A 16,588-nucleotide genomic window follows, 5' to 3' on the forward strand; every position below is an offset into this window, starting at 1 on the left:
GTCTTCTGAATTGGGCTCCTGTTTCACCGGGCCGCACGGCCCGTCAGCGCTAACAAGAAAGGAAGGCCGTTAATGCAATACCACCGTATTCCCCACAGTTCTTTAGAAGTGAGCGTGCTGGGACTGGGCACCATGACCTTTGGCGAACAGAACAGCGAAGCCGACGCCCATGCGCAACTGGACTATGCATTGGCCGCAGGCGTGAACCTGATAGACACCGCCGAACTGTATCCGGTGCCGCCCCGCCCGGAAACCCAGGGCCTGACCGAGAGCTATATCGGCAGTTGGATCAAAGCGCGCGGCAATCGCGAAAAAATCGTCCTGGCCAGCAAAGTCTCGGGCCCGGTGCGCGGCACTGACAGCAGCATCCGCCCGCAGCAGGCGCTCGATCGCAAAAACATCCGCGCCGCGCTGGACGCCAGCCTCAAGCGGCTGAACACCGATTATCTCGATCTTTACCAATTGCACTGGCCGCAGCGCGCCACCAACTGCTTTGGCAAACTCAACTATCAATATACCGATGACAAAGCCACGGTCACGCTGCTGGAAACCCTGGAGGCGCTGACCGAGCAGGTGCGCGCCGGTAAAATTCGCTATATCGGGGTCTCCAACGAAACGCCCTGGGGCGTGATGCGCTATCTGCAGCTGGCGGAGAAACACGAGCTGCCGCGCATCGTGTCGATCCAAAACCCGTACAGCCTGCTGAACCGCAGCTTTGAGATTGGCCTGGCCGAAATCAGCCAGCACGAAGGGGTAGAACTGCTGGCCTATTCCAGCCTGGCGTTCGGTACGCTGAGCGGTAAATACCTCAACGGCGCTAAACCGGCCGGTGCGCGCAATACGCTGTTCACCCGCTTCAATCGTTATTCAGGGCAGCAAACCCAGCTGGCGATCGCCGAATACGTGGCGCTGGCCAAAAAACACGGGCTGGACCCTTCGCAGATGGCGCTGGCCTTCGTGCGTCAACAGCCGTTCGTCGCCAGCACCCTGTTGGGCGCCACCTCGGTGGAGCAGTTGAAAATCAACCTCGACAGCCTCGACGTGATTCTGGATGAGGACGTGCTGCAGGCGCTCGAAGAAATCCACACCCGGTTTACCATTCCGGCACCTTAATACCCTGAGGGCGCAGCCAGGCTGCGCCCCGTTTCACCGCCGCTGCGACCACCACAACGCGCAAATCGCCAGCGCAAACACCACGCCAAACCCTACGCCGACGCCCACTACCGGCACGCCCAGCTTCACGACCAAAGAATACAGGCCCAGCATCAGCAACATGGCGGCGTTTTCACCCAGGTTTTGCACCGCGATCGCATTGCCGGCGCCGACCGAATGTTTGCCCCGCTCCTGCAGCAACGCATTGAGCGGTACGACGAAGAAGCCTCCCAGCATGCCGATGATCGCCAGCAAGACGTAGGCATTGAGCATGGTCGTTTGCAGCGCAAATACCGCGACCGCGACGCCGATCAGGATCCCGGCCGGCATACAGCGTTTCACCGTCTTCAGCGTGACGAAGCGCGCGGCGGCACCCGCGCCCACCACGATGCCGACGGCCACCATGGCGTTCAGCAGCGTCGGCGTGGCGTTATCGGCGATACCCAGCGCCACCGGCACCCATAGCACCAGCAGAAAACGCAGCGTCACGCCGGCCCCCCAAAACAGGCTGGTGCCGATCAGGGAGAAACGCGTCTGCCCATCGCGCCACAGCGTAACGCAGGCGGTAAAGAAACTGTTCGTCATGGCCCGCGGCCGCCATGAAGCCCCCGGGCGCGCCGCCGCCAGACGCGGAATATACAGGTTGGCGACCACGGCCCCCGCGTAAACCAAGGCGCAGGCCGCCAGCGCCGCGACCACATGCCAGTCCGCCAGAATACCGCCGGCCACCGAACCGGTCAGAATGGCCGCGATGGTCGAGGCCTCGATCAGGCCGTTAGCCTTGACCAGTTTCTCGCCGCTGGTGATCTCGCCCAGAATGCCGTATTTGGCCGGTGAATATGCGGCGGCCCCCACGCCGACCAGGCTGTAACCCAGGAACGGGTTCCCCCCAAAACAGATCACCAACGCTCCCGCCAATTTTAGGGCGTTGGCGAACATCATCACCCGCCCTTTGGCAAAGCTGTCGGCGATCTGCCCGACGAATGGAGCCAGAATGATATAGGTGGCGACAAAGGCCATCTGCAGGATCGGCTGGCTCCAGTCTGGATACAGCTGCTGCTTGATCAACGCCAGCGTGGCGAACAGCAACGCATTGTCGCCGAACGCCGAGAGGAACTGTGCGCTGATCACCGCGATCATGCCGCGTGACAACAAAGGGGACTCGGTCGAAGGATTCATCAGGCACTCTCCGGCTGTTCGGCCATATGACGCAGGGTGACGAAATCGGGTTTGCCGCTGCCGAGCACCGGCAGCGTTTTCAGCAGGCGAATATCGCGCGGCACCGCCAGCTCCGGGCTGCCCAGTTCGCGCGCCACCCGCAGCAATGCCTCGCGGGTAATAGCGGGATCGGTGGTGAACAGCACCAACGCCTCCCCCTTGCTGCTGTCGCCTTTGACCGTGGCGGCATGCAGTTTTTCCGGCGACAGCCGTTGCGCCAGCAGTTCGACGCTCTCCAGCGACACCATCTCACCCGCCAGCTTGGCGAAGCGTTTCACGCGGCCGCGAATGGTGCAGTAACCCTGCTCATCCAGGCTGACGATATCACCGGTGTCATACCAGCCCGGCTGCAGTACACCATTCGCATCTTCCGCCGCCGGCGGCTCCAGTTCGCCGGGGCGCTCAACCCGCAGATAGCCTTTCATGATATTCGGCCCCCTCAGCTGCAGACGGCCCCCGTTATCAATACCCGGCACCGCGATCAGGCGCGCCTCCATCTGCGGCATGATGCGGCCGACGGTGCCCACCTTGGTCGCCAGCGGCACATTGATCGAGACCACCGGCGCGCACTCGGTCACGCCATAGCCTTCCAGAATGCGGATGCCGTATTTGTCCTGATAGATCTGTTTGGTGCTGTCCGCCAGTTTCTCCGCGCCGGCCACGACATAGCGCAGGCGGGCAAAATCATACGGATGCGCGAAGCGCGCATAGTTGTTAAGGAAGGTCGCCGTGCCGAACAGCACCGTGCAGTTACGGTCATACACCAGCTCCGGCACCACGCGATAGTGCAGCGGGCTGGGGTAGAGGAAAATGCGGCTGCCGGTGATCAGCGGCGTCAGCAGCCCCACCGTCAGGCCGAACGAGTGGAACAGCGGCAGCGACGACATGAAGCGGTCGCGCGGCGTGAAATCGGCGATGGTGCGGATTTGTTCTACGTTGGCCAGCAGACTGGCGTGCGAATGCACCACGCCCTTGGGGTGGCCTTCAGATCCAGACGTGAACAGGATCAGCGCCGCGTCCTCCGGGCGTTGCGGCAACGCCGCGCGTTGCGGCTGCAGCAAGTGACGCAGGATCCACAGCTTATCCGCCAGCGTGACAGTGTCTTTCAGATCTTCCAGATATACCCAGTTAGCCTGCGGCACCTGTTCCGGCAGGTGGGTCAGCTTGCCCTTCTCCAGAAACTGGCGCGAGGTGACGATGGTCTTGATACCGGCGGCCGTCATCGCGCTGTTCAGGCCCTTGGCGCCGGCGGTGTAGTTGAGCATCGCCGGAATGCGATTGCGCAGCGAAGCGCCGAAGATCGCCGCCGCGGTGATAGTGGCGTTCGGCAACAGCAGCCCGACGTGTTCCCCTTCGGCGGTAAAGCGTTGCAGAATGCGGCTGACACCCAGCGATTTTTTGATCAGCGTCTGGTAGCTGTCTTCTTTGAAAGCGATGTCTTCGATACACGGTTTTCGGCGCCCATAGCGGTGCTGCGCCGCCAGCAAGGCATGGAACAGCGTCTGCGGTTCGCGCGTGTCCATCCGCGCCCGCATCATAATCTGCATCAGCCGATCGCCCGCCAACGCCCGGCGATCGCGCGCACGCGGCGCCTCCGGCATCGGCAGCGTGGTCGGCGGCAAGATGCGAATGTTGATTTGCGGGAACCAGCGGATCTTGAACACCCCAGCCATACGGCCGAACGGGCTGAATTCGGGGCCGTCGATCCGCACCGGCACCACGGTGGCGCCCGATTTAGCGGCGATAAACGCCGCGCCGTCGTAGATTTTCATCAGCGCGCCGGTCACGGTGATGCGCCCTTCAGGGAACACCACGATCGGCCGTCCCTGTTCGACCATCCGCACCAGCTGCTTGATGGCCATCGGCTTGGTAGGATCGAGCGAGACAAAATCGATGTAAGGCCGCAGCCAGCGCATAAACCAGCTCTCGCCGATGCTGGCGTAAACCGCAAACACCGGTTTTATCGGCAGGAATAGCGCCAACAGCACGCCGTCGAGGAAAGAGACGTGGTTCGGCGTAATCAGTAATTTTTGCCGTTCGAAGTGCTGGACGTCCCCTTCGACCCGAACCCGAAACAACAGGCGAAACAGCGCGCGCAGCAGTGAAAAGATCATGCCCTTCTCCCTTGGCCATGGAGGCGTAAATCGTTGTAGGGAAAAGAATACTATATGGCAGGCAAAAAAAAACCTACGCATCCGCGTAGGTTGGTGCAATTGAAAATGGCTTCAACATACAGAGTATGCTGATTTCTCACCAATCAATACCTCTGGGATCACCTACTCTAGAGAGATGTCGTGCAGGAAACTACCGCCGAATCGCAAGAGTTCTGCTCCAAATGCAACCAGCTGTAAATTTCCCGCGTTCTATTGTAATAACTCAATGAAACTTAAATAATCCTCACGACGGAAAGATCAATAATGATGCGTCATCCGCAGGAAGCGAGTGAGGGGAGCAAAAAGACCATGCGCATATGCAGGTAAGTGCAGCACATGAGGGTTCGGCCTAATCGAGACTGAAGCAGATCCTTTAATCCCTCTTGTATCATCCACGCTAAAGAAATCAATTACGAAAACTATTCTCAAACGCAAGAGCCAAGTTAGACGTGCTATCCAACGTGTCATTTTGATCAACGTATGCAATGCGTTTTCTTGCTTTTCAAGCACGGTAACAATAAAAAGACAAAGTCAAAAAGCGCCAGCTAACAACAGAGCCACCTCCAGACCTTGCTGTTATCGTGATCTCACGGCAAAAGTGCGCGCCGAGGATAATTAATTATTAATAATTAAAAAAACCGCAAGCAATAAAACCTATACACTAACAACCAAACAGAATTAATAATTAAAATTGAATAATAAAAACCAATCAATCAGAATATAAATCTATTTTGATGTAAATTTTTAGCAGAATATTGCAAGAATTGAGATTGAAAAATAAAATAACCCTGCATTGAATCGCTAGTAAAAAATTGCGACATCCTTGCTTTATATTTTCAAGCAATACGACTTTTATTTATTTAGTGGCATATTCTCAGAAGGAAACCTGAATGAAGAAATATTTATTTTTAGCCCTACTACCTCTGTCGTGCACGAGCGTACTGGCCGCAAAAACAGCCAGTACGTCTGTAGATTTCTCCGGAGAAATTTACAATAACACCAGCTGCAGTATTGCTGCCAACACCAATAGCATTGATCTTGGCCGCCATTCCAGCGAAGCTTTTGATAAAGTAAATCCTGTCCAGTTGGAAGGCAACGGCATGGGCAGCATCCCGTTCACCGTAAACTGCACGGCACCGACCAGCATGGGCATTGAAGTTACCAGCGCCAGCGGCGATGCCGATTATCAATATATGGACAGAAGCTTCACCGCATCGCTGGCAAAAGACGCCAGCAATAAAGATATCGCCGTGCTGGGCCTTGCACTGTCAGATATCGCTATGGATGGTGAAACCGTGCGTGCGGCGCTGATTCCTGAAGGCGATGATATTTTTGATTTGACCAATGTAACTGACGGTGCAGATCACGAACAGGCTATTTTCTCTGTTGCCTCAGGTAATCGCTTTGCGGTCACATCAGATGCTAATTACGACAACATGGCGATCGGTCAGAACCTGAGCGGCACATTCAACTACCGTTCATTCCTTACCCCGCTTAGCTACATTGATGATAAAAGCATCCAAATGCAAGACAGCATTGCATTGCAAGCTTCTGTGAATCTTTCGGTTCACTACCTGTAATCACCAGGTGGGGACACTTCGCTGTCCCCACTTATTTCAGCCTCTTTGTTTGGCAAAATACCTTAACGTCCTTTGACTAGAGTTCGTTATTCTCCGCTATTCAGGAAATAAAATGAAAGGTCTCATCCATTATCTCACCGCAATATTTATATTGCTTACTCCATTTTATGGTCAAGCAACCATTAAACTGGAAAAAATAAGCCTTTTGGTCAATCAAGAGAAAGGAGAGACAACGGTAAGAGTCGATAATATCGGTAATTATCCTGTATTGCTATTCTCATCCGTTGTTAAAAATGCATTAAGCAAGCAAGGAGAAGATCCCTTATTCATTCTTTCTCCGCCAGCCGCGCGTATTGATCCGGGTAAATCTCAGCTGGTACGCGTCATGCTTGCCGATCCCTCGGGACTTGATAAAACCCGTCAGCAAATGCGCCATATCTATTTCCAGGAAATTCCCGATATGGGAGAAAAAAGCAACCAGCTTAAGGTGAATACTCGGCATAGGGTCGTCGCTATCGCCACACCCTCCGCGCTGGTGGAAAACAAATCTCCCTGGCAAACCTTACATTGGCAACAAAATGGGCATTCTATACAAGTCAAAAATCTCAGCCCTTACGTTATCAGGTTAGCCCCTTCCATCACCGTACAACCCAGTAACCAGCAGTTTGTTTTAGAACAACCTTATTTGCTGCCTGGGCAAACGATCGGTACACGTAAGAGCGATAGGCTTACCAGCCCCCCCTCCCGTTTGCACTTCACGCCAATCAGTAACACGGGGCGCGCCATACCCGATATCACGGTCAACCTTGCCCCAATCCAGTGAGGCAGCCTTTGAAATTGCATATACCGCTACGTCTGCTGGCGTTTTGTCTGCCTATAGGCTATGCCTCGACCAGCCTGGCTGACTACGATATTGAAATGATGCGCGCACTTGGATTACCCAGTGAGATTGCTGATTACTTTTCCTCTGGAGCGAAATTCCCCGCAGGAAAACAAGCGCTATTCATCAACGTCAACGGACAAAATCATGGACGACATGAAGTCAACATAGACAAACAAGGCGAATGGCAATACGACGCTGAACTCGTAGAAAGCCTAGGGTTATACCCCTGCAAGCTCAACACTCAGGCAGATATGCTGATGAGCCAATGTTATCAAGGCAGCCGCATCGACAATGAAACCGGTAATAATCAATTGATTTTGCTGTTGCCCGAGCGCTATATCCGTCGACAACCGGCGGACTATGAATTTGGCGGCCATGCCCTGATGCTGAATTATACCGCGAGCCGATTCGACAGCCAAAATCACAGCAGTGATTACGCGGCGTTGGAAACCGGCTTTAACAGCAATAATTGGCTGTTTCGCCATAATGGCACCTATAACAAGTCAGAACGACATCAGGGGTACACGCCTTATAATAGTTATCTGCAGCGGACATTGACGGATCACGACGCCATGATGCGTTTGGGACGAGCGACGTTATCAGATTCGCTTTACAGCGGCATTACCTTAGATGGCCTGCAATGGCTGCCTGACTCGTCGTTGTCATTGAGTCAACGCAGTGATGTGCCGGTAGTCGAAGGTATCGCCGAGAGCCAAGCCAAGGTTGAGATTTTTCAGAATGGCAGATTAGTTTACGCTACGCAGGTGCAGCCGGGCACTTTCCGCCTGACCGATATCCCTGCGCAGTTCGACGCAATCGATTTGTCCGTCACCGTCACGGAAAGTAACGGTAGCCGCAAACAATTCATCGTCCCTTATCTGACGACCTCAGGACGCTCTACTCCCCGCCAGGGCAGTTACTCCCTTGCTCTCGGGCGCACTCACAGCCTGGAAAAAAGTACAGAAATGCCTTTCATCACTGGCTCATTCTCTTTGCCATGGCTCAACCACCACCAGGTGAGAGGGGGAAGTTTCCTCAGCCGCGATTATCGCGGCATCGCCGCCGGTTATAGCATTGCCAATAGCGATTATCGTTTTACAGCCTTGAGCCACGTGGCGCAGTCGCCAAGTGGAAAGGGCACCAAGCTGCAGCTGAATAGTGCATTGCCCCTGATAAAAAACCTTAAGCTGAACGCCGGTTACAGCATCCAGTCAGAGCGATACCGTTCGCCCACACAGCTTCGTTCTCCACGTAAAGATGACGGCGAAGGAACTTATTGGCCTGTATCGCACGGTACATCATCTTCACACCAACGTCAAAGCTACAGCCTGGGCCTAGGCTGGCACCATAAATACATTGGAAATCTATCTTTAGGCGTTACACGCGTTGAAGGGGGAGATAAGCAACAAAATCAACGAGTCTACGCCTTCTGGAACCGTCAATTTGGCGCAGCCACCGTTGGCGTTAGCCTGGAAAAAGAGCGCAGCCGCGAGGTTCGCGATAACGATACCAGGGTGTTCGCCACCCTTTCATTGCCTCTGGGAAAAAACCGACGTTATAGCGCCAATATGATAAGCAACGGAAGACATCGTAGCATCAGCAATTCGCTTTCCGGCCAAGCGTTGAATGGCGATCTGGCTTATGGACTCAATGCAACACAGGGCACCCAATCCAACAACGGCACCTACTCAGGCAATGTGAACTATTTGAGTCCGTTCACAACGCTTTCCGGCAGCTATAGCCATCTGTCAGAAAATCAGCAGGCATTTTACTACAGTGCCTCTGGCTCCCTGGTGGCAGACAGCAGCGGGCTAACGCTCTCACCACAGAAAATCGGCGATACCTTCGGCGTCTTGACGATACCGGGCCTCGCCGGAATCAGCGTGTCTACGCCAGGCGGAAAGGTGAAAACCTATGGCAAGCAAGGTAAGGCGGTCATCCCAAGGCTGCGTGAGTATCAACCAAGTCTGATTAACGTAGACACCAGCACCTTACCCCCCGGCGCCGATATCGATAACGGCGTGCGCAAGATCAATCTGGCACGTGGCAGCGTTAAACGTATCAATATCGGTGCCATTAATACATTGCGGGCCATTGTCCAGATTAGCTATGCAGACGGCACAAAACCCGCTATCGGCAGCATGATTTTGGATGAACAACAACGAGTAGTCGCTTTTACCAATGATCAGGGCGCAGCCTTCATTGAACATCAGAAAGCGCACCACGCGAAGAACGATGCGTCTTCACAACGCTTCAGCATGAAACACTCGTCGGGACAGGCATGTTATTTCGCAATTGCTGCCGACACCTCTTCCCGCAATCGTGCCGGCATCAGCCACTCCGAAGCCGTGTGTCGCTAAACGTTCATCGATATCAGGAGAACACATGAAAGTGATTTATTATGGGTTGGCAGCCATAGCCATCAGTTTTGGGGCTAACGCTAACTGCACGCTAACGACCACACAAAACAGCATTTATCTGGGGGAGCACAATATTGGGACACTGTCTCAGCAATCCACTCTGCTGCACAGCGCCCCATTGCAGTATCGGTTGACTTGCGATGAGCCAGTGCAGTTGCAGGGGTTCACTCTGCGGGAGAATAGAAACCTGGCAGAAGGAGGCGGCGCAACCGATGCTTCTAGCTATCTCAGCCTCACGGTTGATGAATTACGCAACGATGATGGTGAGCCCCTTTCCTTTTCACTCGCCCCCGGGCAACCACGCCAAAGACATCTACCCAACTATCGTTTATCCGTCGATCGGGAAGCATTACACATCCTTGTACCGGATAACGAGGTTGGGCAACACTTCACACTGTCATTAACAGTCTCCAGTTTCGCCGCGGCCGCGACACAACTGCGTCAACAGCAACGCGATAACATCCCGCTGTCGACCCAATTGCTGGTCAGCGCTAACTATCTTGATCCCGACGTTCGGTGAATGCGCTGACCTCCACCAGACAGCTCATGGCGTTCGGCCCCTGCGTCAGCGGCGAGGTGCCGATATCGAGCGTCAGCACGTTCGGGTTGCCCGCCTGCTCGACCGGCCGGCGCTGCGCGTCGTAACCCGGCTCGAACCAGGCGCCGGTCGCCATCAGCACCACGCCGCGCGTCACGCCATCGGTGAGCGATACCCCCGCCAGACAGCTGCCGCGTGCGTTGCTAACCAGCACTTCGGCGCCGTCCGCCACGCCGCGCGGCGCCGCATCGTCCGGATGCATGTACAAGGTTTCGCGCCCGGCAGTCTTGTTGCTCTGCGCCAGCGGCGCCGGATCCATCTGGCTATGCAGGCGATCGCTCGGTTGAATGGAGATCAGGTGCAGCGGCCAGTTTTTGGCCTGCGGCGCGCCCAGCCACTCCACCGGCGGCCGCCACTGCGGATGCGGCGCGAAATCTTCGTAGCGATAGCCGGCGATCCGATCGCTGAACAGCTCTATCTTGCCGCTGGACGTTTGCAGCGGGTTAGCCTGCGGATCGGCGCGGAACGCCTCAAAAAAGACGAACTCTTTGGCCGGCGCGGGCAGTTCGACATAGCCCCGGCGCCAGAAATCCTCAAACTCGGGCCAGGCGACGCCGGCGCGCTGCTGCGCTGCGCCGCATTGCCGGTAGATAGCTTCGATCCAAGCCCGCTCGTCGCGATTCTCGGTAAAGCGCTCACGATAGCCGAGACGCTCCGCCAGATCGGCGAAAATATCGAAATCGTTGCGCGCCTGATGCTGCGGCGCAATGGCCTGATGCATCGCCAACACGTAGCGATCGCGCGACGAGCCGCCGATGTCGTTACGCTCCAGCGAACTGGTGACCGGCAGCACGATGTCCGCCATTTTGGCCGCCGCCGTCCACCAGATATCTTGAACGATCACCGTGTCCGGCTTCTGCCACCCCTCCACCAGCCGATTCAACTGCTGATGATGATGGAACGGGTTGCCGCCGGCCCAGTGCACCAAATGGATATCCGGATAATGCCGCGTCTCGCCGCAAAATTGATAGGCTTCGCCGGGGTGCAACAGCATGTCGCAGATGCGCGCCACCGGGATCGCCAGCCCGGCCGGGTTTTCTCCTACCGGCATGGTCGGCGCGGGGGTATCCACGCGCGGGTTGCCGACGCCGTTCATCGAGCCGTGGCCGAACGAGAAGCCGCCGCCCGGCAGCCCCACCTGGCCCAGCATCGCCGACAGCGCGATCATCATCCAGTACGGTTGTTCCCCCCGATGTGCGCGTTGCACGGAGTAGGAGCAGGTGATGAAACTGCGCACGCCGATCAGTTGCCGCGCCAGCAGCGCAATACGCGCCGCCGGAATGCCGGTAATGGCGCTGGCCCAGTCGGGGGTTTTCGCCACGCCGTCACCGGCGCCGTTCAGGTAATCCGCCAGCTGTTGATAGCCCACGCAGTGGCTGTGCAGGAAGGCTTCATCCTGCGCGCCCAGCCGCTGGATTTCATAAGCCAGCGCCAGCATCAGCGCCACGTCGGTATTCGGCCGGATCGGGATCCATTCCGCGTTGACGAACGCGGGGCAGTCGTCGCGCATCGGGCTAATGTTGATCACCGGCGTGCCCTTATGCGCCAGCTTTTGCAGCCAGGGTTTGAGCGCATGTTCCGCCGCGCCGCCGGAAGAAACCTGAGCGTTTTTCAGCGCCAGCCCGCCAAACGCCACAAACAACTCGCAATGCTCCACCACGCTCGGCCAACTGGTGACGCGCCCGGTCAAGGGCGAGAAAGTGCCGATCACATACGGCAGAAAGAACTGCGCCGCGCCCCAGCTGTAGTTGCCCTGCTGATCGACCCCGCCGCCGCCGCCGAAGTAGAACCGCCGCACCAGCGAGCGTGCATGGTGCAGCCGCCCGGCCGACGACCAGCCATAAGAACCGGTGAACAGCCCGGAGGCGCCGTAGCGATCGCGCACCCGGCGATTCTCTTCCGCCACCAAATCGAGCGCTAACTCCCAGCCCACCTCGACGAAATCTTCCCTGCCGCGCAGCGTACGGTCGCTGCCCTCGCGCTTTTGCAGCCACGAGCGGCGCACCGCCGGTTTGCGAATGCGTTTGTCGGAGTAGACCATCGGGACGATGGAATCGAGCAGCGGCGAAGGGTCGGGATCGTCGACGAAGGGTTCACAACGGATAAGCCGACCGTCTTCAACCACGGCGGTATAAGCGCCCCAATGGGCGAGCTGCGGATAGCGTTTAATGGACATGGCATTCTCGGCGCAAATCGGAATGCACAGACGTTACCTCAGCCCGGCGCCAGTGCCAACGTACAAATTGCGCTATCGTTCGGTCGTCGATGGTTATGCGTACAGACTCGAAGAGATTCTGCAACGGCCGCCACAAGTTGCGCACGAGACCGCTTGCAGCCCCGGTTTTTTTCCGCAAAACTGGGGGATGTAAGCGATTACCCAGGATGTGTTGACTGATATGGCTACGATAAAGGATGTTGCCAGGCTGGCGGGTGTTTCCGTGGCCACGGTATCCCGCGTGATAAACAATTCCCCCAAGGCCAGCGAAGGGTCGCGCACCGCGGTGCTGGCCGCCATGGAACAACTGCAGTATCACCCTAACGCCAACGCACGGGCGCTGGCGCAGCAATCCACCGAGACGCTGGGCCTGATCGTCTCCGACGTTTCCGATCCCTTCTTCGGCGCAATGGTCAAAGCGGTCGAGCAGGTGGCCTATGCCACCCACAATTTTCTGCTGATTGGCAACGGTTACCACGACGCCGAAAAAGAGCGCCAGGCGATTGAACAGCTGGTGCGGCACCGCTGCGAAGCGCTGGTGGTGCACGCCAAAAGGCTGAGCGATCAGGAACTTTGCGGCTGGATGCAACAGATCCCGGGCATGGTGCTGATCAACCGCACGCTGCCGGGCTTCGAAACACGCTGCGTGGCGCTCGACGATCGCTACGGCGCCTGGTTGGCGACCCGTCATCTGATCCAGCAAGGGCACCAGCGCATCGCCATCATCTGCTCCACTCACCAGATTTCCGACGCCACCGACCGGCTGCAGGGCTATCTCGACGCGCTGCGGGAACACGGTATCGCGGTGGATGAAAAGCTGATCGCCTATGGCGAACCGGACGAGATCGGCGGCGAACAGGCGATGACCGAGTTGCTCGGCCGCGGCCGTTCGTTCTCCGCCATTACCTGCTATAACGATCCGATGGCCGCCGGCGCGCTGTCGGTGTTGAGCGATAACAGCGTCGACGTACCGGGGGAAATTTCGCTGATCGGTTTCGACGACGTGTTGATTTCGCGCTACCTGCGCCCACGCCTGACCACCATTCGCTACCCTATCGTCGCGATGGCCACCCAGGCGGCAGAGCTGGCCCTGGCGCTGGCCAACCGGCAACCGCTGCCGGAAATCACCAACATGTTCAGCCCGACGCTGGTGCGCCGCCACTCGGTCGCCACCCTCAACAACGCGCACGAACAGCCGTAATGACATCGCTGCATGGGTGAGCAGTCACCCATGCGTTCATATTGCGTAGCCCGCCGCATTTCCCGCTTTTGGATTTTTTCCGCTCCCTGCGTTCGTGCATATTGTTCGAACAATAACCTTTACACTATATAGCATAAAAGCTATATTCTGAGCGCATCATGTGGCAAGTGGTGACCGTCGAACGGTTCGACGACTGGTTTTTAGCGCTGAACAACGCCCAGCAAACCAGCATCCTGGCGGCGATCTTCAAATTACAGACGTTCGGCCCGCAGTTGGCGCGGCCGCACGCCGATACGCTGCATTTTTCCGACGCGGCCCGGCAGTTGAAGGAGCTGCGCGTTCAACATCGCGGGCGCCCTTTCAGAGGGTTTTTCGCCTTTGACCCACAGCGGCAAGCGGTATTGCTGTGCGGCGGCGATAAAACTGGCGACCAACGCTTTTACCAGCGCATGTTGCCCATCGCCGCCATGGAGTTTTCACATTATCTGGCAACCCGGAGGTAGTGCAGATGGCCAAACCTTTATCCCAACTGATCGATAAACTCGATCCCGCCGTCGTTGCCGCAGCCAGGCAAAAAGCGGACAAGGAAATTTTCGAGCTGCGGCTGGCAATGCTGAGGGAAGAGCTGGCGGTCTCTCAGGTTGAATTGGCGAAGCGGCTCGGCATCAGCCAACCCTCCGTCGCCAATTTGGAAAAGCGCGGCAGCGAAATAAAGCTGTCGTCGCTCAAACGCTATATCGAGGCGATGGGCGGCACGCTGTCGCTGGATGTGCAATTGCCCAATGGCCAGCACCGCCGCATGACGCTGTGAAGCGGGCGCCAGGCGCCCGCCCGCTGATCAGATAAGTTCCAGCGCGATCAGTTCTTCGATGGTTTGGCGGCGGCGGATCAAACGCGGCTCGCCGTTTTCGAACAGCACTTCAGGCAACAGCGGGCGGCTGTTGTAGTTGGAGGACATCGACGCGCCGTAGGCACCGGTGTCGTGAAACACCAGATAATCGCCGATCTGGACCGGCGGCAGTTCGCGGGTTTCCACGCCGCCGCCCGCCTGCTGGGTGAAGACGTCGCCGGATTCGCACAGCGGCCCGGCGATCACCGTTTCGCGCAGCGGTTGCCCCGAGGTAGCGCGCCCATCGGCCGGCAACAGTGAAATATGGTGATAGCTGCCGTACATTGCCGGGCGCATCAGATCGTTAAAACCGGCGTCCACCAGCACGAAGTGGCGGCTGCCCATGTCTTTCACCGCCCGCACCTCGGCCACCAAGACGCCCGCTTCAGCCATCAGGAAACGCCCGGGTTCAATCTCCAGCTGCACCGGATGCCCCAGATGCGCGGCGATGCGTTCACGCGCCCGGTTCCACAAACCGAAATAGTGTTCGGTATCGATCGCCTCTTCGCCGTACTGATACGGGATAGACAGGCCGCCGCCGGCGGAAATGGCGCTGATGTCATGACCGAGATCGATCACCTGCTGCACCATCGCATCGCAGACCCGCTCCAGATGCTGATAATCGACGCCAGAACCGATGTGCATGTGCACGCCGATCAGCTTCAGGCCGTAGCGGCGGATCTTCTCCACCGCCTGCGGCAGGTCGGCATACCAGATACCGTGCTTGCTGTTCTCGCCGCCGGTGTTGGTTTTCTGGCTATGGCCGTGGCCAAACCCCGGGTTAATGCGCAGCCACACCGGGTGCCCTGCGGAAACCTGGCCGAGCTGATCCAGCATGTCGATGGAACCGGCGTTGACCGGAATCTTCAATTCGCTGACGCGCGCCAGCGTGGCGTGATCCAACACGTCCGCAGTAAACACGATCTCGCTCGGTTCGCCGCCCGGCTGAAAACCGGCCCGCAGTGCCCGCTCAATCTCGCCCAGCGACACCGAATCCACCTTCACGCCCTGCTCACGCATCAAGCGCAAAATATGAATGTTCGAACAGGCCTTCTGCGCGAAACGGACGGTATCGAAATGGCGCAGCTGAGCGATGCGCTGGCTGATGATGTCAGCATCATAGGCCCAGACCGGGCAGCCGAAACGCTGCGGCAAGGCCAACAGGTTAGCGGCGTTCAACGCGGTGGAGGTGTCGTGCAACGGGCGTGGCATGGCGATATTCCCAATTCGAAAATGACGGCAGATAGAGCCATAGTGCCGCACGCTGAATCGGGTGGAAAATATCTATTTAGCCATAGTCTATTCATTTATGATATGGCTTTCCCCTTAATCGAGCGGCCTCACCATGCACAGCATCTCTTTGCGGCAGATCGAAATTTTTCGGGCGGTGATGACCACCGGCAACCTGACCGAGGCGGCGGCCCTGCTGCAGACCTCGCAACCGACCGTCAGCCGCGAGCTGGCGCGCTTTGAGAAGCTGATCCGGCTGCAGCTGTTCGACCGGGTGCGCGGTCGCTTGTCCCCCACGGTGCAGGGCCTACGGTTGTTCGAAGAAGTGCAGCGCTCCTATTACGGCCTCGATCGCATCGTCAACGCCGCCGCCGGCATTCGCCAGTTTCAGCAGGCGCAGCTGTCGATCGTGTGCCTGCCGGTATTTTCTCAATCGCTGCTGCCGGCGGTGTGTCGGCCCTTTATCGAACGTTACCCGGAAGTCAGCTTCAGCGTCATCCCGCAAGAGTCGCCGCTGCTGGAAGAGTGGCTGTCTGCCCAGCGTCACGATCTCGGGCTGACGGAAACCACCCTGACGCCGGCGGGCACCGAGCGGGTGACGTTGATGACGTTGAACGAAGTCTGCGTGCTGCCGACGGGCCACCCGCTGCTGGTGAAAGATCGGCTGACGCCGCAGGACTTCGCCGGGCAGAACTTTATCAGCCTGTCGAGCACCGACAGCTATCGCCACCTGCTGGATGCGCTGTTCGGCGAACAGGGCGTCGAGCGCCGCATGGTGATGGAAACGCACAGCGCGGCGTCGGTGTGCGCCATGGTGAGGGCCGGCGTGGGGGTGTCGATCGTCAACCCGCTGACGGCGCTCGACTATGCCGGCAACGGTGTGCACGTGCGGCCGTTCAGCATCGACGTGCCGTTCACCGTCAGCCTGATCCGGCCGCTGCACCGCCCTTCGTCGGCGCTGGTGACGGCCTTTATCGACCACCTTCATCAGCAGGCCGCCGCCTTTGCCGCCCGACTGGCCGCCGCCGTCAGGCGCTGAAAGCGGCGTG

Annotated in this window: 13 protein-coding genes; 9 read left to right on the plus strand and 4 right to left on the minus strand. The window is 57.7% G+C overall.

Features of this window, described 5'->3' with window-relative positions:
- Positions 1-72 precede the first annotated feature (72 nt).
- The gene (locus ACJ8J5_RS20300; RefSeq protein ID WP_060435062.1) at positions 73-1,113 is read left to right on the plus strand and encodes an NADP(H)-dependent aldo-keto reductase; all 1,041 of its coding nucleotides are present in this window, start codon (positions 73-75) and stop codon (positions 1,111-1,113) included.
- A 33-nt stretch (positions 1,114-1,146) separates the two neighbouring features.
- Here the strand turns inward: ACJ8J5_RS20300 and lplT are convergent, their stop codons facing one another.
- Complete coding sequence (lplT, locus tag ACJ8J5_RS20305; protein ID WP_043139832.1) at positions 1,147-2,331, minus strand: lysophospholipid transporter LplT; 1,185 nt, start codon at positions 2,329-2,331, stop codon at positions 1,147-1,149.
- Positions 2,331-4,484 carry a bifunctional acyl-ACP--phospholipid O-acyltransferase/long-chain-fatty-acid--ACP ligase gene (aas, locus tag ACJ8J5_RS20310; protein ID WP_049208164.1) on the minus strand — a complete coding sequence of 718 codons (2,154 nt, stop codon included), beginning with the start codon at positions 4,482-4,484 and terminating at the stop codon, positions 2,331-2,333. Before aas ends, lplT begins: the two co-directional genes overlap by 1 nt.
- Positions 4,485-5,413: 929 nt before the next feature.
- On the opposite strand from aas, the gene ACJ8J5_RS20315 reads away from it, so the two are divergent.
- The 4 genes from ACJ8J5_RS20315 (at position 5,414) to ACJ8J5_RS20330 (ending at position 9,926) form a co-directional block, all read left to right on the plus strand.
- Positions 5,414-6,103, plus strand: a complete 690-nt coding sequence (locus tag ACJ8J5_RS20315; protein WP_141998876.1) for a hypothetical protein — start codon at positions 5,414-5,416, stop codon at positions 6,101-6,103.
- 112 nt (positions 6,104-6,215) lie between these two features.
- Positions 6,216-6,926: a fimbria/pilus periplasmic chaperone gene (locus ACJ8J5_RS20320; protein WP_025304073.1), complete on the plus strand. Its 711-nt coding sequence runs from the start codon at positions 6,216-6,218 to the stop codon at positions 6,924-6,926.
- 8 nt (positions 6,927-6,934) lie between these two features.
- Positions 6,935-9,346 carry a fimbria/pilus outer membrane usher protein gene (locus ACJ8J5_RS20325; protein ID WP_414104931.1) on the plus strand — a complete coding sequence of 804 codons (2,412 nt, stop codon included), beginning with the start codon at positions 6,935-6,937 and terminating at the stop codon, positions 9,344-9,346.
- Between the two features lie 25 nt (positions 9,347-9,371).
- Positions 9,372-9,926, plus strand: coding sequence for a hypothetical protein (locus ACJ8J5_RS20330; protein ID WP_025304075.1), 555 nt, complete (start codon positions 9,372-9,374; stop codon positions 9,924-9,926).
- Here ACJ8J5_RS20330 and ACJ8J5_RS20335 read toward each other — a convergent pair.
- Positions 9,898-12,180, minus strand: a complete 2,283-nt coding sequence (locus ACJ8J5_RS20335) for a molybdopterin guanine dinucleotide-containing S/N-oxide reductase (protein ID WP_404758736.1) — start codon at positions 12,178-12,180, stop codon at positions 9,898-9,900. The two genes, ACJ8J5_RS20330 and ACJ8J5_RS20335, sit on opposite strands and share 29 nt — an antisense overlap.
- A gap of 220 nt (positions 12,181-12,400) precedes the next feature.
- Here ACJ8J5_RS20335 and galR point away from each other — a divergent pair, with 220 nt between their 5' ends.
- The 3 genes from galR to ACJ8J5_RS20350 all read left to right on the plus strand — a co-directional run bounded on the left by galR (position 12,401) and on the right by ACJ8J5_RS20350 (position 14,231).
- Positions 12,401-13,420, plus strand: coding sequence for an HTH-type transcriptional regulator GalR (gene galR, locus ACJ8J5_RS20340; protein ID WP_028127674.1), 1,020 nt, complete (start codon positions 12,401-12,403; stop codon positions 13,418-13,420).
- A 158-nt stretch (positions 13,421-13,578) separates the two neighbouring features.
- A complete protein-coding gene (locus ACJ8J5_RS20345; protein ID WP_147823276.1) occupies positions 13,579-13,923 on the plus strand; it encodes a type II toxin-antitoxin system RelE/ParE family toxin in 345 nt (114 codons plus the stop codon).
- A 5-nt stretch (positions 13,924-13,928) separates the two neighbouring features.
- Positions 13,929-14,231 carry a helix-turn-helix domain-containing protein gene (locus ACJ8J5_RS20350; RefSeq protein ID WP_025304078.1) on the plus strand — a complete coding sequence of 101 codons (303 nt, stop codon included), beginning with the start codon at positions 13,929-13,931 and terminating at the stop codon, positions 14,229-14,231.
- A 27-nt stretch (positions 14,232-14,258) separates the two neighbouring features.
- On the opposite strand, the gene lysA is transcribed toward ACJ8J5_RS20350, so the two are convergent.
- Entirely contained in the window at positions 14,259-15,521 is a 1,263-nt protein-coding gene (gene lysA / locus ACJ8J5_RS20355) for a diaminopimelate decarboxylase (protein ID WP_141998881.1), read from the minus strand.
- A 133-nt stretch (positions 15,522-15,654) separates the two neighbouring features.
- Between lysA and ACJ8J5_RS20360 the strand changes: the two genes are divergently transcribed.
- Positions 15,655-16,578: a LysR family transcriptional regulator gene (locus ACJ8J5_RS20360; RefSeq protein ID WP_060422988.1), complete on the plus strand. Its 924-nt coding sequence runs from the start codon at positions 15,655-15,657 to the stop codon at positions 16,576-16,578.
- Positions 16,579-16,588: the final 10 nt, after the last annotated feature.

It is taken from the genome of Serratia sp. CY43202, from assembly GCF_052168755.1.
Lineage (GTDB): Bacteria > Pseudomonadota > Gammaproteobacteria > Enterobacterales > Enterobacteriaceae > Serratia > Serratia bockelmannii.